Source organism: Streptacidiphilus melanogenes (genome assembly GCF_000787835.1).
Taxonomy (GTDB): Bacteria; Actinomycetota; Actinomycetes; order Streptomycetales; family Streptomycetaceae; genus Streptacidiphilus; species Streptacidiphilus melanogenes.
The window spans coordinates 281,890-304,474 of sequence record NZ_BBPP01000003.1; the positions used below are offsets into that span (position 1 = coordinate 281,890).

Sequence of the window (22,585 nt, forward strand, 5' to 3'; positions counted from 1 at the left end):
GTCCAGGACGGTGACCGCGTAGCCGCACAGGAACAGCGCCAGCAGCAGGGCCGCGGTGGGATACCGCGCGGCGGAGGCCGAGGCCGTGCCCATCCCCGTCCCGGCGCCTCCCGAGCCTGCGGCGCCGCCGGGAGCCGCGACGTACATGTAGAGCATCGCGCCGGACAGGACCAGGTGCGGCAGATGGCGCCGGAGCGACGCCGCGCGCCCGCCCGGCTCCGAGCGGTGCCACACCAGGACCGTGCGCGCGGTGAACCACAGCGCCGTCGCGGCGAAGACACCCGTCCAGACGGCTCCGCCCAGCGGGTCCAGGCCGGGGACCAGCATGCCGGCCATGGCCACGCCCGTGAGCACGTGCACGACGTCGATCTCGTGCTCCACACTCCGGCCCAGCCGACGGGCGAGCAGCAGCCGTCCCACGCAGTAGGCCGCGGTGACCAGCATGACGGCGGCGAAGCCGTCCGCGAGCCAGAAGGGGATGGTCACGACGCCGCCCTCCCTCGGCCTACGGGCACCCGAACCGGCGCTGGAGCGGCCGAGGCGCCGGGCCAGTACGCCAGGGCGATCAGGGCCAGCAGCGGACCCGAGTCGGGATCGGTGGCTTGGCCGCCGATCATGCCGCCCAGGCCCTCGCCGACGACCCAGACCAGGGCGGCGACCACCACGGCCACGACGATCAGGACGCGATGCGCGCTCGCCGGGAGCAGCACCGCGACGGCGACCGCGACCAGCAGCGCCGCCAGCACGAGGGAGGCGGCCAGGCCCCGGTGGGCCGTCAGCGCGGCGGCGTGGTCCATGACCGAGCCGAGCCAGCCCGGCCGGTCCGGAGCCCTGTCCGCGATGACGTCGTGCAGGTACTGCGGCGCGGTGTCGGCGGGCTGCAGGGTGAGGAACGCCAAGCCGCCCCAGAGCAGCAGCCACAGCACCCGCGCGGCCGTGACGCCCACCGCCCGCGCCGCCTGGAAGGGACCGTCCCGGTCCGTGGGCCACACCAGCACCGCGAGCAGCGCGTACAGGACCACCGCCCCCGGCGCGCCGGACAGCACGCCGGCCCGGCCGGTCAGCACGCTGCCGAGCCCCTCGCCGAGCCACCACACGGTCAGCGACCACGCCACCGACGCCGCCAGCGCCACCCGGACGGTGGGCCGCCACGCGATGCCCAGGCCCAGCAGCAGTTGGCCGACCGCGAACGCCGCGTTCAGCGCGGCCGGATGGTGGCCGACCAGCGCCGCCGCCCACAGGACCGGCACCGCGACCGGCCCCGGATTGCCGTGTGCGGCGGGCGCCAGGACCTGCGTCGCGAACGCCCGGCTGAACATGAAGGGCTGGAGCTGCAGCAGCCCGTCCAGCAGCCACAGCGTCGCGAGCGCGAGCTGGAGCGCGCGGCGCGCGTCGGCGGGCCGCCGACCGGTCCTCGGGCGGGCGGCGGCGTCCGGGATCCGCACCGGGCCGGTCATGGCCGTCGCCCCGCCCCCTGCGGGACCGAGGCTGCGCGTCCCTGCGGCCAAGGGCTCCCCGGATCGGCGATCGCCGCCATGACCTCCCCCAGCGCAGCGATCGTGTGCCCGCTCACGAAGGCGTCGCAGTACGGCAGCGCGGCAGCCATGCCGCCGGTGAGCGGGGCGTAGCCCGGGGCCGCCTTACGGGGGTTGACCCAGACGATGCGGTGCGCCAGGCGGCGCAGCCGAGCCATCTGCTGCCCGACGCCCGCCGGGTCCGCCGCCTCCCAGCCGTCGGAGAAGATCACCACGACCGCGCCTCTGGCCATGCCGCGGGGACCGAACCCGTCGATGAACGCGGCCAGGCAACGGGCGATCAGCGTGCCGCCGGACCAGTCCGAGGCGGTTCGGCCGGCGGCCCGCAGCGCCGCGTCTGGGGTGGTGTGCCGCAGGACGGGTGTCAGCCGGGTGAGCCGGGTGGCGAAGACGAACGACTCGACGGCGATCCGGCCCCCGGCCCGGGCGGTGGAGCCGAGCTTCGCGAAGAACAGCAGATAGGCGCGGGTGTACGGCTCCATGGAGCCGGAGATGTCGCACAACAGGACCAGCGGACGCCGCCGCATCCGCCCGTGCGAGCGGGCCAGGGTGAGCGTCTCCCCGCCCGTGCCGAGGCTGCGGCGCAGACTGCGCCGCAGATCCACGCTGCGCCCGTGCGGGTCGCGCTGCCGGCGCCGGGTGCGCCGCAGCGGCAGCCGGAACGCGAGGGAGTCCAGGAGCCGGTCCAGATCGGCGACGTCGTCCGCGCCGAACGTGCCGAGGTCCCTGTGGGCGAGGAGCTCCTCGCGACTCCCGAGCAGCCGGAGCGCCGCCCCGGTTTCCGTGCGCTCACGGGCCGCGGCACGCTCCTCGGACCGGTCCGCGCGCGGCACGCCGTGCGGCAAGGCGGAGGTGGCCAGGCCGGGTGGGGGAGCCGTGGGGGCGCGGTCGGCCGAGGCGGGCGGTCCCGGCTCCTGCCCGGGCAGCAGGACGTCGCCGACGCGCGCGGCGGCGTCTCCGGGCCCGCCGAAGAGCCGCGCGAAGACCCGGTCGAACGGCTCGATCTGCTCGCGGCCGGTGACGAACGCCAGTCGTGCGCTCCAGTACAGCGCCGTGCGGTCGACGGGGGGAAGCAGACGCGACGCCTCCTGGAACCGGGCGGCACGCTCCGGGTCGGCCGGCAGGCCCGCCCGGCGCAGCTCCGCTCCGAGCCGGGCGGCGAACTCCGCCCGGTCGAAGGCCGGTGGGGCGACGTGGGACTCAGTCATCGCCGGTGCCGACCAGCCAGTCCAGGCCCCGGGCCCGCACGAGGTCCTGGTCCTCGCGGTACTTCACGAGGAGTCCCAGCGTGCGGTCCGCGGCGGCTGCGTCGACCTGTTCCACGCCCAGCAGGGTCAGGGCGCGGATCCAGTCGATGCCTTCGGCGATGCCGGGCGCCTTCTGGAGCTCGGGCAGGCGCAGCCGGCGCACCGCCGTCGCGACGCCGGACGCGAGCGTGAGCGGGCTGTCCGGGACGCGGCGGCGCAGGATCTCGGCCACCCGCTCCACGTCGGGGTAGTCGATCCAGTGGTAGATGCACCGGCGCTTGAGGGCGTCGTGCAGGTCGCGGGTGCGGTTCGAGGTCAGCACGATGACCGGGGTGACGGTCGCCCGGACGGTGCCGCGTTCGGGGATGGTGACGGCGGCCTCGGCGAGCACCTCCAGCAGGAAGGCCTCGAAGTCGTCGTCGGCCCGGTCGATCTCGTCGATCAGCAGGACGGCCGGCACCGGGCCGGGATGGGTGAGGGCGGCGAGGATCGGGCGGCGCAGCAGGAAGGCGTCGGAGAACAGGTCGGCCTCGGCCAGGGGCGTCCCCCGGCTCTCGGCGAGGCGGATGTTGAGCAGTTGCCGGGGGTAGTTCCACTCGTACAGCGCCTCGGCGACGTCCAGCCCGTCGTAGCACTGAAGGCGGATCAGCGGGGTGTCCAGAGCGGCCGCGAGAGCCTTGGCGGCCTCGGTCTTGCCGACGCCGGGCTCGCCTTCCAGCAGCAGCGGCTGGGGCAGCCGCAGGGCCAGGTAGAGGGCCGTGCACAGCCCCGTGTCGGTGAGGTAGCCGACGGAGTCGAGCGAGGCCCGCAGGGTCTCCACGTCCGGTGCGGCGCGGGCGACGGCCACCCGGGCGTCCAGGCCCGGGGCCGACCGGACGTCGTCGGTCATGGCGAGCCCGGGTACCCGGCCGGGTCGGCGGCGAAGCGGTCACGGCACCCGGTGGAGCAGAACCAGCGCGTCGCGCCCGCCGCGTCCGAGGCGGGGGTGTCCGCGAGGACGGCCACGGTCATCCCGCAGACCGGGTCGACCGCGGTCCGCGGGCCCGGCCGCCCGGTGTCGCCCGTCCCTGCGCTGTCATCAGTGGCGTCGGCGCTCTCGCCCGACGTCACGGGCACCGCGTGCCGCGACGCGACCAGTTCGGCGAGGATCGAGATGGCGATCTCGCCCGGCGTTCGCGCGCCCAGCCACAGGCCGGCCGGTGTGTGGATGCGCGACCGCTGCCCGTCGGTCAGGTCCAGCCCGGCGAGCACCGCGGCGCCGCGCCTGTGGCTGGCGACCAGCGCGACGTAGGGCACCTCGGCGCGGGCCGCGAGCGTCAGCAGCTGCTCCTCGTCGCGGCCGTGGGAGGCGACCACGACCGCCTCGACGTCCTCCAGCCGCTCGGGCGCGACCTCCTCGGGCGTGAGACCGCGCAGGTCGTAGTCCAGCCCCGGACCGAGCGCCAGCAGCGCCTGCGCGATGGGCGTCCGGCCGAGGACGAGGACGGTGGGCGCGGGGCGCAGCGGTTCCAGGAAGATCTCCAACTCGCCGCCGGACAGGCAGGGGTTGGTCACCACCAGAGCGCCGTCGTCGGAACCGCGGACTTCCTCGGAGTCCGCGCCCACCGGGGTCGGCGTCGGCGGAGGCGGCGCCTCGGGGGCGTCCGGGGAGATCCGCAGCAGCAGCGACTCGCCGCTGGTGAGCAACCGCAGCGCCTGGAGGCGCACCGTCGCCTCGGTGCACACACCGCCGACGAAGCCCTCGATCCGGCCGTCGCCCAGCACCAGGGCGGTGTCCCCGGGCCGTGCGCTGGCCGGCCGCCGGGTGCGCACCACGGTCGCCTTCACGAACGGCACGTGATGGGCGATCAGATCCGCCATCCGCGCGTCCAGGGCCGCTCCGGGTCTCACTGCGGCGCTCCCACTCCGCCGTGCATGGCCTGCCAGACGCGGCCCGGGGTGAGCGGCATGTCGGCGTGGCGCACGCCGATGGCGTCCATGACCGCGTTGACGACCGCAGGCGGCGAGCCGACGGTGGCGGACTCGCCGATGCCCTTCGCGCCGATGGGGTGGTGCGGGGAGGGGGTGACGGTGTGGTCCAGCTCCCAGGCGGGCACCTCCAGGGCGGTGGGCAGCAGGTAGTCCATGAAGGACCCGGAGAGGCAGTTGCCGTCCTCGTCGAAGGCGATGATCTCCATCAGGGCCATGCCGACGCCGTCGGCGAGGCCGCCGTGCACCTGGCCCTCGATGATGGTCGGGTTGATCCGGGTGCCGCAGTCGTCCACCGCGACGAACCGGCGGACCTTCACGACTCCCGTGCCCGGGTCCACGTCGACGACGCAGATGTAGGCGCCGTAGGGGTAGGTGAGGTTGGGCGGGTTGTAGACCGTGGTGGCCTCCAGATGCCCCTCCACGCCCTCGGGCAGTTCCAGGGCGCCGTGCGCGGCGAGTGCGATCTCCGGGATCGTCTTCGCGTTGCCCGGGTCGCCCTTGACGAACCACCGGCCCTTCTCCCACTCCAGGTCCTCGGGGGAGATCTCCAGCATCGCCCCGGCGATGATCCGGGACTTGTCGCGGACCTTGCGCGCCACGACCGCCGCCGCGGCCCCGGACACCGGCGTCGAGCGGCTGCCGTAGGTGCCGAGCCCGAACGGGGTCTGGTCGGTGTCGCCGTGCACGACCTCGATGTCCTCCGGCGGGATGCCCAGCTCCTCGGCGACGATCTGCGCGAACGTCGTCTCGTGGCCCTGGCCCTGGCTCTGCACGCTGATCCGCAGCACCGCCTTGCCGGTGGGGTGGATGCGCAGCTCGCAGCCGTCGGCCATGCCGAGCCCCAGGATGTCCATATGGGCGCGCGGTCCGGCGCCCACGGTCTCGGTGAAGAACGAGACGCCGACGCCCATCAGCTCGCCGCGCGCTCGCCGCTCCGCCTGCTCGCGGCGCAGCTCCGCGTACCCGGCGACATCCAGGGCCTTGCGCAGGGTGGCCGGGTAGTCCCCCGAGTCGTACTCCCAGCCCGTCTTGTTGTGGTACGGGAACTGCTCGGGCCGCAGCAGGTTCTTCATCCGCAGCTCGGCCGGGTCCTCGCCCAGCTCGTCCGCCAGGCAGTCCACCATCCGCTCGACCAGGTACACCGCCTCGGTGACGCGGAACGAGCAGGCGTACGCGACGCCGCCGGGCGCCTTGTTGGTGTAGACGCCGGTGACCTTGCAGTGCGCGGCCTCGATGTCGTAGGAGCCGGTGAAGATGTGGAAGAAGCCGGCCGGGTACTTGGTCGGCTGCGCGGTGCCGTTGAAGGCGCCGTGGTCGGCGAGCACGTTGACCCGCACGGCCAGGATGCGGCCGTCGCGGCTGGCCGCGATCTCGCCGTGCATGTGGTAGTCGCGGGCGAAGGAGGTGCTCATGAGGTTCTCGGAGCGGTCCTCCACCCACTTGACGGGCTTGCCCGTCAGGATCGAGCCCACGACCGCGCAGACGTAGCCCGGGTAGATGCCGACCTTGTTGCCGAAGCCGCCCCCGATGTCGGGGGAGACCACCCGGATCTTGTGCTCCGGCAGACCCGCGACCATCGCGTACAGGGTGCGGTGGGCGTGCGGCGCCTGCGTGGTCTCCCACAGCGTCAGTTTGCCCTCGACCGGGTCCATGTCGGCGACGCAGCCGCAGGTCTCCAGCGGCGCGGGGTGCACCCGGGGGTAGAGCATGTCCTGGGCGACGACGACGTCCGCGCGGGCGAAGACCGCGTCGGTGGCCTCCCTGTCCCCGGCCTCCCAGTCGAAGATGTGGTTGTCGGTGCGCCCCTCCTGGTCGTCCCGGATCACCGGCGCACCGGGGTCCAGGGCGTGCCGGGCGTCGATCACCGGGTCCAGCGGCTCGTACTCGACGTCGATCAGCTCGACGGCGTCCCGCGCCGCGTAGTGGTCCTCGGCGACGACGAACGCGACCTCCTGGCCCTGGAAGCGCACCTTGTCGGTGGCCAGCACGGCCTGGGTGTCCATCGACAGCGTCGGCATCCAGGCCAGTCCCAGACCCTCCAGCGCCGCGCCGGTGATGACGGCCTTGACCTTGGGGTGCGACTCGGCCGCCGAGGTGTCGATCGACACGATCCTGGCGTGCGCCAGCGGACTTCGCAGCACCGCGCCGTGCAGCATGCCGGGCAGCTGGATGTCGTCGACGTAGTGGCCCTTGCCCCGCACGAACCGCGGGTCCTCCTTGCGCTTGAGCCGGCCGTAGCCGATCGGGCGCTCCTCGGGCGCGGACGCCGGCTCGGGTGCGGGCGCGCTCTCCTCGACGGTGGTCATGCCGCCCTCCCCGCGTTCTGGGCAGGCGCCTCGGCGGGTGCTGCCGGATGCTGGGCGGCCCACTGGACCGCGCGGACGATGTTCAGGTAGCCGGTGCACCGGCACAGCTGCCCGGAGATGGCCTCGCGGATCTCGTCCTCGGACGGGTCGGGGTTGCGGTCGAGCAGCGCCCGCGCGGTCATCATCATGCCGGGGGTGCAGAAGCCGCACTGCAGCCCGTGCTTCTCGACGAAACCCTGCTGGACCGGGTCCAGACCGTCGGGCCCCTCCAGGCCCTCCACGGTCCGCACCTTGTGGCCCGCGGCCATGGCGGCCAGGACGGTGCAGCTCTTGACGGGCTCTCCGTCCATCAGCACCACGCAGGTGCCGCAGTTGCTGGTGTCGCAGCCCCAGTGGGTGCCGGTCAGGCCGAGGTCGTCGCGCAGGAAGCGCACCAGCAGGTGTCGCGCCTCCACGTCGGCGCTGTGGTCCTCGCCGTTGACGTTGATGGTCACCTGCATGGTCAGCCGTCCTCTCCGGCCGCTCCCGCTGCGAGCGCGGCCACGGCGGCGCGGTCCGCCGCCCGGCGCAGCGCCCGCCTGGTGAGTTCGTCGGCCAGGTGGCGTTTGTATTCGGCGCTGCCCCGCCCGTCGGTGACCGGGTCGCAGTCCTGTGCGGCGGCCCGCCCGGCTGCGGCGAAGGCCTGCTCGGTGGGTTCCTGCCCGAGCAGCGCCTGCTCCGCGCGGACCGAGTTGACCGTCGCGGCCCCCAGCGCCGCCAGCGCGATCCCGGCCTGCCCGATCCGGCCGCCGTGCAGCGACAGGGCGGCGCCCGCCGCGGCCACCGCCCAGTCCCCGGCCTTGCGTTCGACCTTCTCGTAGGCGCTGCCGGAATGCGGCACCAGGGGCAGCCGGATCTCCACCAGCATCTCGGCGGGGCCGACCGCGGTCTCGTAGGGGCCGCGGTAGAACGCGGCCATGGGGATGGCGCGCGTCCCACCCCGGCCCCGGACCACCAGCGTGGCCCGCAGGGCGGCGCACACCGCCGAGAGGTCCTCGGACGGATCGGCCTGGCACAGCGAGCCGCCGATGGTGCCGCGGTTGCGGACCGGCGGGTCGGCGATGACCCGCTCGGCGTCGTGGAAGATCGGGAAGTGGCTGCCGACCAGCTCCGACTCCAGCAGGCTGCGGTGGCGCGTCAGCGCGCCCACGCGCAGCTCCCCGCCCTCGACCCGCAGGTAGTCCAGGTCGCTCAGGTCGTTGATGTCGATCAGGTACTCCGGCCGGGCCAGCCTGAGCTTCATCATCGGCAACAGGCTGTGGCCGCCCGCGACGACCCGTGCCTCCTCGCCGAGCGTCTCCAACAGGGCGAGCGCGTCCTCGACGCTCGACGCGCGCCGGTACTCGAATGCCGCGGGAACCTGCACGGCCGCCTCCTCGTCCTCGGCCCGTGACCGGGCCGATCGGTGCCTGGCGTTGCTGCCGCTTGGTCGCACTGTGACCCCGGTGAACCCGCCGGTCAACGGTGACTGAAGTGAATGCTTAAGAGGCTCGGCGCAGACTGGAAGAAGCGGCGCCCCGGAGGCGGTGGCGGTGCTGCGGGAGGCGGCGTGACTCTCACCCAACTGCGCGCGTTCGTCGCGGTGGCCCGACTGGGCTCGGTCAAGGCCGCTGCGGTGTCCCTGCGCGTCAGCGAGCCCGCCGTCTCGGGCGCTGTCGCCGCGCTGCGGCGCGAGCTCGGCGACCCGCTCTTCGTCCGCGCCGCGGGCGGGATCGCGCTGACGCCCGGCGGCCGACGTCTCGCCGCCGGAGCGGCCGAGATCGTGGGGCTGGCCGAGGACACCCGCCGACGCGTCCGCGAAGCCGGGACCGGCAGCTCCTACCTGCGGGTGGCGACCACCGAGTCCAGCGCCGAGCAGATCGTGCCGCCGCTGCTGGAGGCCTTCGTCCGGCGCCAGCCCGACGTGGACACCACCACCATCGCCATGCCCGCCGCCCTGCTCGACCAGGTCCTGCGCGACCGTGGCGCGGACGTCGTGATCGGCGCCGCGAGCGAGGCCCTGCCGACCGACGAGGCCGTCGAGCGCGTCCCCTTCCTCCGTTTCCAGCTCGTCGTCATCGCCTGCCCGGCCCATCGGGGGGAGCGTCCGCCCGGGCCGGGCACGTCCCGGGCGGGCGGCGGGCGGCCGCGCCTGCTCGACAGCGGGTTGCCCAGGGAGCACTGGCTGCTCGGGCCGGGCGGCCTCGACCCTGGCACCCCGGCCGGGGCGTTCCTGGCCCGGCACGGCGTCGGCGAGGCGTGCGCGTCGATCTTCCCCAGCGCCACCGCCGCCTGGAACGCCGTCGCCGCGGGGGACGGCGTGTCGATCGCCCCCGTGCACCTGGTCCGCGACCAGTTGCGACACGGAGCCCTCACCGTCGTCGACGTCCCGGGAACGCCGGTCGACGGCCTGCACTACGCCGCCGCGCTCGGCGGGGACCGCCGCTCCCAGGCGGCCTCCGCGCTCTGTCGCTTCGTCACCACCCCGGCCGCGCTGGAGAGCCTGCTCACCCGGGCCACCGGCGTCCCCGTGGGCCACTACCGGCCGACCGTCCACGTGACGTTGTGGAGCTGAGCCCGGGAGTGGCCGCAGACATCAGCACACCGTGAGGACACACACCGTGAGGACAGGAGGCGCCTTCCGCCATGGAGTTCAGCAACGAGTTCCGCGTGAGCCTGCCCGTCGAACCTGCCTGGGACCTGTTCACCGACGTCGAACGGCTCGTCCCGTGCATGCCCGGCGCGCAGCTCACGGAGACCGACGGGGACGTCTTCCACGGCACGGTCAAGGTGAGGGTGGGACCGGTGACCGTGCAGTACAAGGGCGTCGCCTCGTTCGAGGAGGTGAACGCCGAGGACCGCACCGTGCGGATCAAGGCGTCCGGACGCGACACCCACGGCCAGGGGAACGCCGACGCCCACGTCACCGTGAAGCTGCGCCCCGACGGCGACGGCACCGGTGTCACCGTGAACACCCGGCTCAGCGTCACCGGGAAGGCCGCGCAGTTCGGCAAGTCGGTGATGGAGGACATCAGCAGGAAACTGATCGCGCAGTTCGTCGACTGCCTCGAGAGCAGGCTGGCGCAGCCGCAGGAGGCGCCCTCGCCTCCGGCCGAGGAGCAGCCGGCCGAGAGCGGGCCGGTGGTCGAGCCCGGGACCGCGGAGCGCGCACCTGCGGCCGGGCCGGAGGCGACGGGCGGGTCCGAGGCGATCGACCTGCTCGGTCTCGCCCGGGGGCCGGTGCTGAAGCGCTTCGCCCCGGTCGCCCTCGGCGGGCTCTGCCTCCTCGGCTTGCTTCTGTGGCTGAGGCGGCGCCGAAACTGCCGGAAAAACAGGCACTGACCTGGGCTTTCTTGGGACGGCAGCCCGGCGCGGCGTCGTCTGCGGGTCTCACCGTGTGCGATCGACCCCTTGCTCCCCGGCGCATCATGTCTTGCCATGTGGGACAAACGGGAGGGACGTGGCGTACGCCACATAAGCCCCATACCTTATTCGAACGGGCACGACCGACCCCGGAAGTCGGCCACCAGAGGGTCCCAGCGCGCGCATGGCGCGGCACCGCATTCAAGGCGGTGCGCCACACGAAAAGCCCGCCGTACGCGCACTCAGAGGAGTACGGACCATGCTCTCCACCAAGATCGTCGGACTGGCGCTGTTCAGCGCCGCAGCCGCTGTCACCGCCGTCGCGGCCCCCGCGCTCGCGGCACAGCCCCACCAGGCCCCGGCCACGACCGCCGTCGTCCTCGACTGCGCGGGCCAGGCGCAGACCCAGCCCGGCACGTTCCTGGTCGCCTGCGGCGACGGCAACAACTACCTCTCCGGTCTGCACTGGACCGACTGGGGCAGCGCCACCGCCACTGCGACGGGCACCGACAACGCCAACGACTGCACGCCGAACTGCGCCGCAGGAGCCTTCCACCAGTTCCCGGCGACCGTGACGCTCACCAAGCCCGAACCGTGGGCCGGACACCCCGGAAGCACCCGCTACACGGAGCTGGACGTGCACTACACCGGCGCACGTCCGACCGGCCTCCCGGCGGACCTCGCCGTCCACCTGATCGCGCCGCCCGCCTGAGCCGTCACAGCTCGGTGTCCGTCTCCTCGGCCAACGCCCGGACGAGGCGTTCCTGGAACGCCTCGTCATGGACGGCGTGGTGCGGCTCCTGCCGCTGCCGGTGGTACCAGTACCCGCCGGAGGTCCGTGCCTCGGGCTCGTCGCTGACGGCCAGCCACTCCTGCGTCCGGTGGCCGAGTTCGAGGTCGTCCGGGGCGTTCGGCCCGCCCATCCGGGTCGGCACCCAGCCGGGATCGACGGCATTGCTCAGCACCCCGGGGCGCAGGCGCGCCACCGCGGCCGCCAGGGCCGTGACGAACAGCTTGCTGTCCGCGTACGAGCCCGTGCTCCGGCCCCGCCAGTCGACCCCGGCGACCGAGGGACGCCCGCCGAAATGCGAGCCGCTGCTCAGGTACACCAGCCGGCGCGGCCCGGGAAGCAGGGCGGTCAGCAGGTAGGGCGCGACGATGTTGACGGGCATGACCGCCCGTCCGCTCCACACGCCGGCGTTGTGGATCACCGCGTCGAACGGCCGCCCGTCGCCGAGCTCCGCGGCGCAGCGTCGCACGGCCTCCCGGTCGGCGAAGTCGCCCACGACGATGCCTGCCCCGCGTCCGACCAGAGCGTCCAGGCTCGCCGCGCGCTCCTGACTGCGGGCGTGCACCACCACGTCGTGACCCGCAGCCAGCAGCGCCTCCGCCGCAGCACGGCCCAGCCCCTCCGTGGAACCGGTCACCAGGACCCGACTCATGCTCGCTCCACTTCTCGTTCGTGCGCGGCCCCGCCAGGAGCGCCGCCCAGTCGAAGCGTAGGCCCCGCGCCGGCTGCGCACCCCCGCGCCGACCCGTCGGCCGCGCCGGCGCAAGCGATGCGCCAACGATGCCGAGGGAGGCGTCGAGGGGGGCCCGTCACGCTGGACGCATCGAGGAACCACATCGGGAGCACGCCCGGGAGGAAGCCATGACCGGTCACGTCGTCCCCGCATCCCAGGCCCCGCGGCAGGTCCGGCCTCCGGGCCGCCCGGAGGAACTGGCCCGCCCGGAGGAACTGGCCCGCCCGGAGGAGACGCCCGAGTGCGAGTCCTCCACCTGCGGGGGGATCTCCGTCCACGACCCGGTCCACCAGCACGACGTGTGGTGGAACTGGGTGGGACTGTTCGGCCTGGCGGTCCTGGTGCTGGGCACCGTCGGATTCATGATCGGACGGATCATCGCCTGGTGAATGTCACGGGAACTCAGCCCTGTTCCAGGAACACCTCGTCGACGTAGCACCACCCCCACGTCCGACCGGCCTTCAAGGTGCGGGCCAACGGGTGTCCCGTGCCCGCGAAGTGCTCGTACGCGTGCCGGCCCGGCGAGCTGTCACAGCAACCCACCGCACCGCACTGCAGGCACGCCAGCAGGTTCACCCAGGAGCCGCCCGAAGTGAGGCACCGGGAGCATCCGGCGACCTCGACCGGCCGGGCGAGCCCGACGTGACGGCACGTTCGCTCACGCGCCGCACCAGGAGGCTGTGTCACCCGCCATGTCGCGGATCCTTCGCTCACCATCACTCCATCATGCCGCCCTCGCCGTACGGAGGACGCGATGCAGCAGCTGAACGGCAGACCCGGAGCGCGACGCCTTGCGCTGCCCCGCGCACGGCCCCGTCGAAGGCCCCGACCCCAGGGCGCGCTGCTCCTGCTGTGGCGCGTCGCCGCCGTCTTCTTCCTGGCGTTCTCCTCGGTGTCCGCCGCCTTCCAGGCCGCGTCGTCGGTCGAAGGCGGCCTGGGCGGCCCGGGAGCTGCCCTCGGCACGGACGCCGTCGTCCTGGGAGCGGCCGCGGTCGTCGTCGCGGTGACCGCTCGACGAGAGGCGCGTCTGGGGGTGGCCGTGGTGGCGGCCGTCCAGCTCGCCGCCGTCGCGACGGCGCGGGAGGCGGGCGGCCTCTCTCTTGTCGGGCCCGGCGACAACGGGGAGCAGGTCATCCGGCTCCTGTGCGGCGGAGCCGCCGCGGTGGTGAGCCTGGCGCTGCTCGCGTGGCTCGACGGGCGCGAGAAGGGTGCGTCCGGCCAGGGCGCCTGAATCCTCTTCGCGGGGGCGCTCCCCGGCCGCCGCCCGGTCAGGGATCGGGCTCGCGCGGGCTGCCCTCCGCCCAGACCTGTTCCAGCGCCTCCATGTGGGTCCAGCACTCCCCGCACCGGCGCGGCGGCGTGATCGCGTGGGCGTCGGTGATCGGCCGAGTGACGGTGGTCAAGGGGAAGACGCGGCCGCACAGTGCGGAAGCCGAGCCCTGCCGGACGACGTGCCAGCTGACGGCCTCCGGTCCGGCCGGATCGGCGGGCCGCTGCCGGGCCCGCAGTTCGTAGCCGCTCATGCCGGCCTCCTGTCTGTCGCCCGGCTGCCGTCCGCCCGGATCAGTGCCACACCTCGGGGCCGCCGCCCTGCCACTCCACCAGCCGGGGGTCGTCGAGGTCGCCCTCCTCGAGCCCGGCGCGGCGGATCAGGTCCAGGACGTCCTCCAAGCGGTGCGCGACGCCGACATGCGCGGTGACGATGTCCACGCGCCGGAACGGCTGCTCGTCCGCGTCGGTGACGGGGTGGACGACGACGTGCGCGGCATGGCCGCGCGTCTCGGGCCGTGGCTCGCTCATACGTCCAGCCTGCGGCCACCGGCACGCCCGTGCATCCGCGGCGGCGGCTCAGCGGGCCGGTCCTGCGGCGAGCCGCTGCCGCCCGTGGTCGGCCGTCACCTTGGCCAGCTCGTGCCAGAAGGGGACGGCGGTCAGGTAGGCGCCGAGACCGGACAGGATGCCCAGCGAGAGGTCCACGCTGACGCGTCCCTCCTTGGCCCAGTAGACGTCCTGGAGGTCCAGCAGCAGGGCGAACTCGTCGGCGATCAGTGCCGTGCCCACGCCGTAGGCCGCGCCGACCCCCGGGTGGCCGGTGAACTTCGCGTCCCCGCGGACGGCGACCAGCCCGACCCCCGCGAGCGTGGCGATGCCGATGTTGTAGTGGTGCAGATGCCTGCCCCCGGCGGAGATGTTCCCCCATGGCAGCCAGCCCCCGCGGATCCCGTGCGTGATCAGGCGGACGGCCCCGAACGTCACACCGAACGACAGCCACGTCGCCAGCAGCGACCGCTGGACGGGGGAGGTGTGCCGGTCCAAGGTCCCCCGCCAGCGAGCCGGCAGGCTCGAACCGGCAGAGTGCTCCTGCGCCCCGGGCGCACCCGATCGCCGCCGGTCGTCCCCGGCCCCGTCCGCCATGACGCCTCCCTGTACGCGCGGGCATGCCCTGCTCCGATCGTCCCCCCACCCGCACGGATCCGCCCACGTACCCGGGCCCTCCTGCCACCTGCGCCTCCGCCTCGGCGTCGCGCGGCGTCGAGACCCGCGAAGGGGTGCCGTGGGTACAGGGTGAGGCCGGGAATCACCTCGCCGTGTACCGCCACCTGGCTGACGCTGCGTCAAAGACGAGTGTCGTCGGACCGACGGCGCGCCGGAGGCCGCGCATGATGGCGGGACGAGAGGCGGCCGTCCTCCGATGAGGGTGCCGTCTCCCGTTCGGCGCCGACCGGTCGGCGTCCCGGCCGCGGCCTCCGCCCAGGAACAAGGCTTCCGCCCAGGAACAAGGGGTGTCATGCATCGCCTGATCAGTCGCATGCTCAGCGTGACTCTGACAGCCCTGACGGTGGCGGCGACGGCGGTGGCGCCCGCCCACGGCGGCGTGCCGCGCGCCCTGCCGCCGGGCACCGCGTTCACCCCGCTCACCGCCTCGCTGATCACCACGCCCGCACCGGTGAAGGCGGTGGACGGAAGGATCCACCTCTCCTACGAGCTGTTCGTCACCGACGCCGTGCCGGCGCCGGTCCGGCTCGACCGGGTCACGATCCGCGACGCCCGCACCCACCGCGTGCTCGCGTCGCTGAGCGGCGGCACGCTCGCCTCGTCCGCCAACCCCGTCGGGAACCTGCCGCCCGGCGAGGGCACGGACCTGGCGCGGACCATGCCCCACCCGCCCGTCGTCCGCAGCTCCACGCAACTGGTCGTGTGGATCGACGTGGCGCTCGCCGCGTCGACGCGCCTGTCAGGACAGGTCGAGCACGAGCTCGACGGAGCGCTCCTGCTCCCGTCCGGGGGGTCGCCGTTCCGGGAGACCGTGGCCCGTACCCCGCTCGCAGCGCGGGCGCCGCTCGACCTGCTGGCGCCGGTCCGCCCCGGCACCTGGTACGTGAGCGAGGGCTGCTGCGGCAACACCCACCACCGGCGCGGCCTCGCGCCGGTCAACGGGGTCCTGGACGTTCCCCAGCGGTTCGCCGTCGACTGGTTCAGGGTGGGGCGCGGGAACCGGACCTGGGAGGGCGACCCTGGCAGGCTGACCAGCTATCTGAGCTTCCGCCAGCCCGTGGCGGCCGCGGCGGGAGGGCGGGTCGTCGAGGTGCAGGACGGGATCGCGGACAATCCGCCGCCGGTGCCGCCCACCGTCCCGCCGATCCAGGACACCGTCGGCAACCACGTGACCCTGCAGGTGGCCCCGGGCCTCTACCTCCTGTACGCGCACCTGGAACGTGGGTCCGTCAAGGTCCGGTACGGGCAGCGGGTGGCGCCGGGGCAGACACTCGGCCTGATCGGCAACAGCGGCAACTCGACCACTCCGCACCTGCACTTCCAGGTGATGACGACGCGTGAGTTCTTCCCGACCGACAGTCCGCCGTTCACCTTCCGCAGCTTCGTCCTGCTCGGTCAGGTGAGGCCGCGGATCTGGGACGACAACCTGGGCCTGCAACCGACCGGTGTGCTGCCGGTCGCTCCGTCGCCCTTCCAGGGTCGCCACCGCGACGAGATGCCCCTGGACCGCGAGGTCATCCGGTTCTGAGCTCCGCCGCGGTCAGCCCATGCGCTCGTCGAGGAGGCGGACGAGCTTGCCGGTGCGCGGGTTGACCGTCAGGTCCGCGGCGGTGACCCACTCCACCGCGAGGGGGTGGATGAGGCCGCGGCGGACGTGGTCGTCGAACATCGGGCGGGTCGTGGTGAGGCGGTGGGCGATGTCGTGCGCCAGTGCCTGGCGGTCCCCTTCGCCCGGGGTGGTGTCGGCGAGACGAAGGACGAGTTCGTCGAGTTCGTCGCGGTGGCGCAGCACGATCTGGAGGTCCGCGACCCGGTGGTGCGGGTCGGCCGCGGCGACGACGGCGCGCAGGTCCTCCAGGTAGATGGTGACCGGGCCGACGCGGGCGCCCTCCTCCGAACGGCCGAGCAGGCGGAACCGGCGCCGGGGGAAGTCCGTCCACTCCGCCAGGTCGCCGACCGGGTAGCGGATGACCGGCATCAGCCGACGGGCGAGGTCCGTGGCGACCACGCGGCCGGGGCGGCCGGGTTCCACGATCGGTTCGCCGGTGACCGGGTCCAGCAGCTCGACGATCTTGTCCGTGGTGAAGACCTGGTGGATCCGCGCGTCGGACTCGCCCGACACCGGTCCGGCCAGGACGCCCGCGTCGACGCTGGCGTAGCCGATGGAGCGGACCTGGGCGGCGGGGAAGGCCCGTGCCAGCAGGGCGAGTTGGTCGCCGTAGAAGGCCTCGCCGCTGAAGAGGACCAGCCGCACGTCCGGCAGCGTGCCCGGCCCGGCGACGACCTCGCGGGCCAGTCGGCACAGCGAGGTGGGCGGGGCGGCGAGCACGGTGGCGGAGAAGTCGCGCAGGGTGGAGATGGTGGTGTCCAGCGGCGCGGCGCCGCCGATCGGCAGCTGGACGGTGGGGATCGGCGCTTCCTGGAGCAGGTTGAGCGTGAAGACGAAGCTGGAGTACAGCTCACCGGCGTAGAAGAGGTTGGCCACGCGGTCGCCCGGGAGCAGCCCGGCGGCGGGCAGGCCCTCGCCGAAGCGGTGGCACATCGCACGCCACTCCTCGCGGGTGTAGCGGGAGACGCGCGGCGCGCCGGTGGTGCCGCCGGTCTTGAAGACGATCCCGTCGTCGTGGGGCCCGGTCAGGACCTGGCTGTCGGTGGTGCCGTGGGCCTGCCAGAAGGCCGTGTGGTCGACCAGGGGAAGGGCCGTCAGATCGGCGGTCGCGGCGGGCAGACCGGCGTAGAGGTCGCGGTAGAAGGGCGAGTGCTGCCGCACGAAGGCGATCAGGTCCGCCGTCGTCCGGTCATGGTTCTGCTGAGGGTTCATCGGTCCGGGTCTCGTCCGTGTCGTCTCTGGGATGGGTCGGCGCCCGGGTCGGACGGCACAGGGCCGGTCCGACCCGGGCGGCGGTCAGCGGTTGCGGATCCGGCGCTCGACCACGGCCGGGAGCTTGCCGCTCGCGGCGGTGCGCTCGAAGGCGTCCGAGGCGAGGCGCTCCACGAACAGGTCCACCAGCTGGTCCCGCACCACCGCGGCGGCGAGCTCGGGGTAGCCGTCCAGGAAGGCCTGACGTTCGGCGTCCGCAGACAGGTGCTCCCCGGCCCCGGCCTCGGCCTCCAGCCGCACGGTCAGCGACTCGCTGGTGGCGTCCTCGTCCAGCACGATCTGCAGGGCGCCCCGGTGGCCCAGGGACTCCTCGGCCACGGCCACGAACCGGCGGACGTTGAGGAAGTGGCTGCCGCTGCGGAAGATGTCCCCGAACCGGCCCAGCAGCTCGAAGCGGGGCGTGCGACGGCCGCACGGGCAGTCGCCGGGCGTCCAGCGGCCCAGGTCGCCGATCTCGTAGCGGTCCAGGCGCTGCCCGCGCCGGGTGTGCGCGGTGAAGACCAGGCGGCCGGTCTCGCCGACGGCGGCGGGACGGTCCTCGTCCAGGGCGAGGATCTCCAGCGTCTGCAGGCCGCTGAACAGGTGGTGCACCCGGTCCGGCGCGTCCGGGCACTGGTAGCCCAGTGGCCCGGCGTCGACGCTGCCGTAGGCGGCCGAGCGGATCACCTCGACGCCGAACTCGGTGCGCAGCCAGTCCCGCTGCGCCTGCGGGAAGTGCTCGCCGCCGTAGAACACCTTCCGCACGCCGCGGTAGGCGCGCAGCTCGGCTTCACCGGCCGCGAAGACGCGCAGCAGGTAGTTGGGCATGCCGAACAGGGTGTTCACCCCGTGCTCGACGATCGAGCGGGCGACCAGCGCATGGTCCTCCTGCGCGGCCATCGGGTACTGCACGGCCTGCAGGGTCTCCAGCACCGAGAAGAAGCTGGAGAAGCCGCCGTAGAGCAGACCGCCGAAGAAGAGGTTCATCGCGCGGTCGGTGCGGACGTCGAAGCCCGCCGCGAGCAGCCCCTCGGCGCCGGAGCGCATGTGCTCGTGGTAGTCGTCCCAGGTGAACGCGGACAGCTTCGGCGCGCCGGAGCTGCCGCCGCTGCGGAAGAACACCTCCGCGCGGCTGAGGTCGTCCTGGAGCAGCTCGAAGTCGCTCTTGGAGACCACCTCGACCTTCGGCGGCGCGAGTTCGCGGGCCGCGACCAGGTCGTCCAGGCACGCGTCGCCGGTGAACCTGTCGTCCAGCTGGACGTCGACGCGGCGGCTGTAGCGCTGGAGCGCGTAGACGCCGTCGTGCGGCTCGCCGTCGTAGCTGTCCAGCATCCGGCCCGGCACGGTGACGCGCTGCGCGCCCGCGGCGAGCACCGCCTGGGCCAGTTGCGCGGTGTCGGTGCGCGAGGCGCCGAGGCCGACCGTCTGCAGGTAGCGGCGCATCGGCCGCAGCACGTCCACGATCCGCGTGCGCGGCAGCGGTTTCACCCACACCGTGCGGTGCAGCGGGGAGGCGCGCAGCGCGCTGCGGGTGTCGGCCAGCACCCGCCAGGTGCCGTCGGCGCCCTCGTGCACCCGGGTCAGCCCCAGATGCTCCTCCAGCCGGGCGACCAGCACGGTGTTGCTGATCTCGGCGCGCTCCAGCAGCTCCGGGCGGGCCGGGTCGAGCGTGGCCACGACCTCGCCGAGGACGGCGGCGAACCGCTCGGCGAACGCGAAGACCTGCTCGTCGTCCTCGGTGTCGAGGTAGACGACCTGGGGGCTGGAGCAGGCCTGCTGGTCCAGGCGGCAGATGTCCTCGGCGATGCCGCGCAGCGTCTCCGGCGAGGACCAGGCGTCCTTTGTCAGATAGCCGAAGGACAGCTTGGGACCCCAGTCGACCAGTCGGCAGCCCGGCGGCACCATGGCCGCCACCCCGGCGATGGCCTCCTCGCCGCCCCAGGCGGCGACCGCGTCGGCCTGCTCGCACATGCGGCGCAGCCAGTCGGTGCGGCTGGAGGGGAAGCCCAGCACGATGGTGCGCGCGGCGATCAGACCGCTCGGATCCAGCTCCGCGAGCTCGGCCAGCAGCAGCTGGGTGAACCGCGAACCACCGCTGGTCTTGGCCGCGTTGACGTTGCCCGCCAGCAGGCCCTCGACCACGCTGAGCGCGCCCGCGGCCGGGGCGTTGCCCGGAGCGACGTGGACCAGCAGGCCCACGGGAAGCCAGCCCTCGAAGATCTCGCGGCGGAAGTCGAAACGGGCCAGCCGGCCCGGGTCGATCCCGCCCAGTTCACGCATGAGCTTGGTCTCCAGCGGCTCCCGGCCCAGCGCCTCGGCCACGTCGTGCAGAGTGCGCGCGGCCTCGTGCGCGGGCACGCCCGACGCCTCCAACTCGGCCGCCAGACACTGCGACTGGGGGCTGGCGGAGTCGGCCAGGGCGGTGGAGAGGCGGTCACAGGCCGCCAGCACGACCAGCGGGCTGAGCTGCTGCCCGAGGGCGGTGCGCACGTCCTCGCCGAGCCGGTCCAGTCGCTTGTCGGCCTCGGCGTCGTCCACCCAGGCGCCCTGCCAGTAGTGCTGATCGATCGTCATGACGTTCCCTTGAGCAGTTCGGCGGCGGCGACGGCACAGCTGCGGTTGCGGCTGACCCCGGCCCGGCCGTGGACGGCGAACCAGGGGGTGGGCAGCCCACAGCCGCACTCCTCGGGGGAGTGCTGCGAGACCAGGTCGCCCATGAGCACCGACTGAGCCGGCACCGAGGTGATGTAGGGGGAGACGAACTGGGCGTAGCCGCGCTCCCCGTAGGGCAGCGGCTCCAGCGTGCCCACGTCGCGGACCAGCATCCGCGACCAGGTCGGCACGTGCAGACGGTGGTTGGCGCACTCCATGTACAGCACCGAGTGCTCGACCGCGCCGTAGCCGTCACGGATCCGCTCGTCGGGGATGCCCAGCTGGTCGTGGATGCGCCGGTAGAGCTCCGGCTTGGCGACCTGCTTGTCGGCGTGCCCCTTCCAGCCGCCGCCGAAGACGACCAGCGAGCGGGGGTCCAACTGCACCGGGGGCAGGCCCAGGTCGCGCATCCGGTCCAGGGTGAACGACAAGAACGCGGGGAAGCCCAGGATGCGCACCGGGGCGCCCTCCTCGGCGAAGCGCAGCAGCGCCCGCGCGCAGCCGAACGGGTCGAACTCGTGGCTCGACCCGGTGTGCTTGAGCGCGTACTCCACGGAGCGCACCGGGGCGAAGTGGCACAGGTACTCGTCCGTGAACGAGGTGCCGAGGTTCAGGCCGGGCCGGGGCTGGTAGTTGGAGAGCAGGTAGTTGACCGGCTCGTCCTCGCCCAGCCAGCCGTAGGAGTCGAAGACCCGCGCGACCATCCGCTGCCCGTTGCGCAGTGTCCACTGGTCGAAGAACATCTGCGACTTCTGCCCGGTGGTCCCGGACGAGGTGACGTGCAGGGCGACGTCCTGCTCCGGGACGGAGACGACCTCGTGCGCCTTGAAGAAGTTGGCGTGCACGTACGGCAGCCGGTGCAGCTCGTCGATGCCGCCGAGCGGCGCTCCGCCGGTGGGCCCGGCTTCGAGAAGGCGGGCGAAGAACGGCGACCTGGCCGCATGCCAGGCGTTCGACTCGTTCATGGCCCGGACGAACAGCTCGTCCAGCTCGGGGCCGACCGCGTACGGCTCGGCGATGTCGCACAGCTGCTGGACGTGCGCGAGCGCGGCCGGGTCCGGGACCTCGACCGGTTCAAGATACTGGCTCACTGGAAAATCCCGTGGGTGTTGAGGTACTGCTGCTTCCACAGCTCGATGTACTGCTCGGTGAAGGGGCGGAAGGCGGCGTCGATGGCGAGGCCGCGGAAGTCGAGGGGCTTCATGGTGCGCGCCATCACCACGTAGTCGCGGTAGCCCTCGCCCTCCCGGCGCATCGCCGGGTAGGCGGCGGCCGGCAGGAACCCGTTGCCGAGGAGCAGGGTCAGGTCGGCGTAGGCGTCCAGCGGCAGCAGCATCTCGATGTGCAGCGCGCCGTGGTCGGACAGGGTGCTGATCACCGCGTCGAGGTCGCGGCCGCGCTCCGACAGCCCGGGAGCCGTGGCGACCAGGGCGCAGTAGCCGTCACCCCGGTTGAGCTGGGCGTAGACCTCGAAACCGCCGTCCTCGGCCGTCAGCAGCACGTTGGGTGTGTGGAACGGGTAGAACCGCGCCTCGGGGTCGGGCACCGCCTCGGCGAACCGGCGCTTGACGAACGCGGGCGCGTCCACGAGCTCGAAGCCCGATGCGGCGGCGGGCCCGACGGGGTCGGGCGAGGTCCGCTCGTCCACCAGGGGCCGTGGCGCGTCGGGCAGGCCGACGGTCTCGTGCACCGCCTCGACCAGGCCGCCCAGCCCGGCCGGCACCCGGGGCACCGGCAGGCGCTGCTCGAGCACGCCGGGGCGGTGACGGGCCAACAGCACCATCGTCTCGTGGCGGTCGGACTTGCGCAGGTTCGGGAAGACGCCGAGCGCCCGGAACCCGCTCTGCAGGCAGATCCGCTGCGGTGCCGTCGAGTTGGTGCGCGCCGTGGCGTAGACGGAGTCCACCGTCTCCTCGTCGAGCAGCCGGTCGCTGAGCTCGCGCACCGCTTCCCGGGCGATCCCGCCGCCGCGGGCGTCGGGGTGGACGGCCAGCCCCTGGAGCTTGCCGAGCCGCTCCTGCGGCGAGACGGTGCCGAGAATCGAGGCGACCAGCTGCTGCTGCGGGCCGGTCCGGGCCACCAGCCAGGTGGTCGTGGGGGAGTCGATCTCCCGCGCCATCACCTCCCGGTCGGTGCCGAGAGGCAGGGTGTACGAACTGCCGTAGACCGCCCGATAGAGCGTCAGCAGTTCGTCGATGTCGTCCGTGCAGGCAGCACGGAATTGCGCAGCCAATGTACCTCCCCAAAGTCCCCCCGGGTCACCGGGGTTCGCCCGGGACCGGATTTCACACCCTCCCCATCGGAACGGTCCCTGGATGAGGTGTCCGTAGGTGGTGGATCCTGCACGAAGCAGGCCGTGCCGCACCCCGAATGGCGTCTTGGCCAGCGGGGCGGCGGACCGAAAGGAGGGGTCGGATCCGCGCTGCGAGCGGACCGACAAGATCCACTGTAACCCGTCACAAGGGGCGGTAACGACACGTCAAGTGTCTTTTCCTGTACGGACGACATGAATGGGACGAGGATCACATAGACGGCGAACGGTCGGGGAGTGGCAGGCGACGGGCAGTCGAATCAGCGATGTACACCGCACACGATGTGGACGGCGGCAGCAGTC

At 73.3% G+C, this 22,585-nt stretch carries 23 protein-coding genes; 6 read left to right on the forward strand and 17 right to left on the reverse strand.

The window, feature by feature from the left end:
• From TR49_RS43555 to TR49_RS05165, 8 genes are all read right to left on the reverse strand, one after another.
• The coding region (locus tag TR49_RS43555; protein WP_160311537.1) for a DUF5134 domain-containing protein at window positions 1-486 on the reverse strand (486 nt) is incomplete at its 3' end.
• Window positions 483-1,457 (reverse strand): hypothetical protein, encoded by a 975-nt coding sequence (locus TR49_RS05135; RefSeq protein WP_152627075.1) that lies wholly within the window; start codon window positions 1,455-1,457, stop codon window positions 483-485. The genes TR49_RS05135 and TR49_RS43555, both read right to left, overlap by 4 nt.
• Window positions 1,454-2,743 carry a vWA domain-containing protein gene (locus tag TR49_RS05140; RefSeq protein ID WP_052434025.1) on the reverse strand — a complete coding sequence of 430 codons (1,290 nt, stop codon included), beginning with the start codon at window positions 2,741-2,743 and terminating at the stop codon, window positions 1,454-1,456. The genes TR49_RS05135 and TR49_RS05140 overlap by 4 nt, the downstream gene beginning before the upstream one ends.
• Complete coding sequence (locus TR49_RS05145; protein WP_084724572.1) at window positions 2,736-3,671, reverse strand: AAA family ATPase; 936 nt, start codon at window positions 3,669-3,671, stop codon at window positions 2,736-2,738. Before TR49_RS05145 ends, TR49_RS05140 begins: the two co-directional genes overlap by 8 nt.
• The gene (locus TR49_RS05150) at window positions 3,668-4,672 is read right to left on the reverse strand and encodes an XdhC family protein (RefSeq protein ID WP_236653225.1); all 1,005 of its coding nucleotides are present in this window, start codon (window positions 4,670-4,672) and stop codon (window positions 3,668-3,670) included. The genes TR49_RS05145 and TR49_RS05150 overlap by 4 nt, the downstream gene beginning before the upstream one ends.
• Window positions 4,669-7,059, reverse strand: a complete 2,391-nt coding sequence (locus TR49_RS05155) for an aerobic carbon-monoxide dehydrogenase large subunit (RefSeq protein WP_042377550.1) — start codon at window positions 7,057-7,059, stop codon at window positions 4,669-4,671. The genes TR49_RS05150 and TR49_RS05155 overlap by 4 nt, the downstream gene beginning before the upstream one ends.
• A complete protein-coding gene (locus TR49_RS05160; RefSeq protein WP_042377551.1) occupies window positions 7,056-7,559 on the reverse strand; it encodes a (2Fe-2S)-binding protein in 504 nt (167 codons plus the stop codon). Before TR49_RS05160 ends, TR49_RS05155 begins: the two co-directional genes overlap by 4 nt.
• Before the next feature lie 2 nt (window positions 7,560-7,561).
• Window positions 7,562-8,464 carry an FAD binding domain-containing protein gene (locus TR49_RS05165; RefSeq protein ID WP_042377553.1) on the reverse strand — a complete coding sequence of 301 codons (903 nt, stop codon included), beginning with the start codon at window positions 8,462-8,464 and terminating at the stop codon, window positions 7,562-7,564.
• Between the two features lie 183 nt (window positions 8,465-8,647).
• Between TR49_RS05165 and TR49_RS05170 the strand changes: the two genes are divergently transcribed.
• From TR49_RS05170 to TR49_RS05180, 3 genes are all read left to right on the forward strand, one after another.
• Window positions 8,648-9,652: a LysR family transcriptional regulator gene (locus TR49_RS05170; protein ID WP_042377555.1), complete on the forward strand. Its 1,005-nt coding sequence runs from the start codon at window positions 8,648-8,650 to the stop codon at window positions 9,650-9,652.
• Between the two features lie 71 nt (window positions 9,653-9,723).
• Window positions 9,724-10,419, forward strand: a complete 696-nt coding sequence (locus TR49_RS05175) for an SRPBCC family protein (protein ID WP_042377556.1) — start codon at window positions 9,724-9,726, stop codon at window positions 10,417-10,419.
• 280 nt (window positions 10,420-10,699) lie between these two features.
• Complete coding sequence (locus tag TR49_RS05180; RefSeq protein WP_042377558.1) at window positions 10,700-11,152, forward strand: hypothetical protein; 453 nt, start codon at window positions 10,700-10,702, stop codon at window positions 11,150-11,152.
• Window positions 11,153-11,156: 4 nt separating this feature from the next.
• Here TR49_RS05180 and TR49_RS05185 read toward each other — a convergent pair whose 3' ends face one another.
• Window positions 11,157-11,882, reverse strand: a complete 726-nt coding sequence (locus TR49_RS05185) for an SDR family NAD(P)-dependent oxidoreductase (RefSeq protein ID WP_042377560.1) — start codon at window positions 11,880-11,882, stop codon at window positions 11,157-11,159.
• Window positions 11,883-12,091: 209 nt separating this feature from the next.
• Here TR49_RS05185 and TR49_RS05190 point away from each other — a divergent pair, with 209 nt between their 5' ends.
• Window positions 12,092-12,352, forward strand: a complete 261-nt coding sequence (locus TR49_RS05190; RefSeq protein WP_042377561.1) for a hypothetical protein — start codon at window positions 12,092-12,094, stop codon at window positions 12,350-12,352.
• A gap of 13 nt (window positions 12,353-12,365) precedes the next feature.
• Here the strand turns inward: TR49_RS05190 and TR49_RS05195 are convergent, their stop codons facing one another.
• Window positions 12,366-12,680 (reverse strand): UBP-type zinc finger domain-containing protein, encoded by a 315-nt coding sequence (locus TR49_RS05195; protein ID WP_084724574.1) that lies wholly within the window; start codon window positions 12,678-12,680, stop codon window positions 12,366-12,368.
• A 37-nt stretch (window positions 12,681-12,717) separates the two neighbouring features.
• Here TR49_RS05195 and TR49_RS05200 point away from each other — a divergent pair, with 37 nt between their 5' ends.
• Complete coding sequence (locus TR49_RS05200; protein ID WP_042377566.1) at window positions 12,718-13,194, forward strand: hypothetical protein; 477 nt, start codon at window positions 12,718-12,720, stop codon at window positions 13,192-13,194.
• 37 nt (window positions 13,195-13,231) lie between these two features.
• Here the strand turns inward: TR49_RS05200 and TR49_RS42455 are convergent, their stop codons facing one another.
• Genes TR49_RS42455 through TR49_RS05215 form a run of 3 tightly spaced genes read right to left on the reverse strand, consistent with a single transcriptional unit; the run spans window position 13,232 to window position 14,378 of the window.
• Window positions 13,232-13,486: a hypothetical protein gene (locus TR49_RS42455; protein ID WP_042377570.1), complete on the reverse strand. Its 255-nt coding sequence runs from the start codon at window positions 13,484-13,486 to the stop codon at window positions 13,232-13,234.
• A 40-nt stretch (window positions 13,487-13,526) separates the two neighbouring features.
• Complete coding sequence (locus TR49_RS05210; protein ID WP_042377571.1) at window positions 13,527-13,763, reverse strand: hypothetical protein; 237 nt, start codon at window positions 13,761-13,763, stop codon at window positions 13,527-13,529.
• Window positions 13,764-13,811: 48 nt separating this feature from the next.
• On the reverse strand, window positions 13,812-14,378 hold the full coding sequence (locus TR49_RS05215) for a hypothetical protein (protein WP_236653226.1): 567 nt from the start codon (window positions 14,376-14,378) through the stop codon (window positions 13,812-13,814).
• Window positions 14,379-14,772: 394 nt separating this feature from the next.
• Between TR49_RS05215 and TR49_RS05220 the strand changes: the two genes are divergently transcribed.
• Window positions 14,773-15,987: a M23 family metallopeptidase gene (locus tag TR49_RS05220; protein WP_439654076.1), complete on the forward strand. Its 1,215-nt coding sequence runs from the start codon at window positions 14,773-14,775 to the stop codon at window positions 15,985-15,987.
• Between the two features lie 12 nt (window positions 15,988-15,999).
• Here TR49_RS05220 and TR49_RS05225 read toward each other — a convergent pair whose 3' ends face one another.
• The 4 genes from TR49_RS05225 to TR49_RS05240 all read right to left on the reverse strand — a co-directional run bounded on the left by TR49_RS05225 (window position 16,000) and on the right by TR49_RS05240 (window position 22,204).
• Complete coding sequence (locus tag TR49_RS05225) at window positions 16,000-17,280, reverse strand: phenylacetate--CoA ligase family protein (RefSeq protein WP_042377574.1); 1,281 nt, start codon at window positions 17,278-17,280, stop codon at window positions 16,000-16,002.
• Window positions 17,281-17,364: 84 nt separating this feature from the next.
• Entirely contained in the window at window positions 17,365-19,893 is a 2,529-nt protein-coding gene (locus tag TR49_RS05230) for an acyl-CoA reductase (RefSeq protein ID WP_042377575.1), read from the reverse strand.
• Window positions 19,890-21,062: a LuxE/PaaK family acyltransferase gene (locus TR49_RS05235; RefSeq protein ID WP_042377577.1), complete on the reverse strand. Its 1,173-nt coding sequence runs from the start codon at window positions 21,060-21,062 to the stop codon at window positions 19,890-19,892. The genes TR49_RS05230 and TR49_RS05235 overlap by 4 nt, the downstream gene beginning before the upstream one ends.
• On the reverse strand, window positions 21,059-22,204 hold the full coding sequence (locus TR49_RS05240; protein WP_042377578.1) for a GNAT family N-acetyltransferase: 1,146 nt from the start codon (window positions 22,202-22,204) through the stop codon (window positions 21,059-21,061). Before TR49_RS05240 ends, TR49_RS05235 begins: the two co-directional genes overlap by 4 nt.
• Window positions 22,205-22,585: the final 381 nt, after the last annotated feature.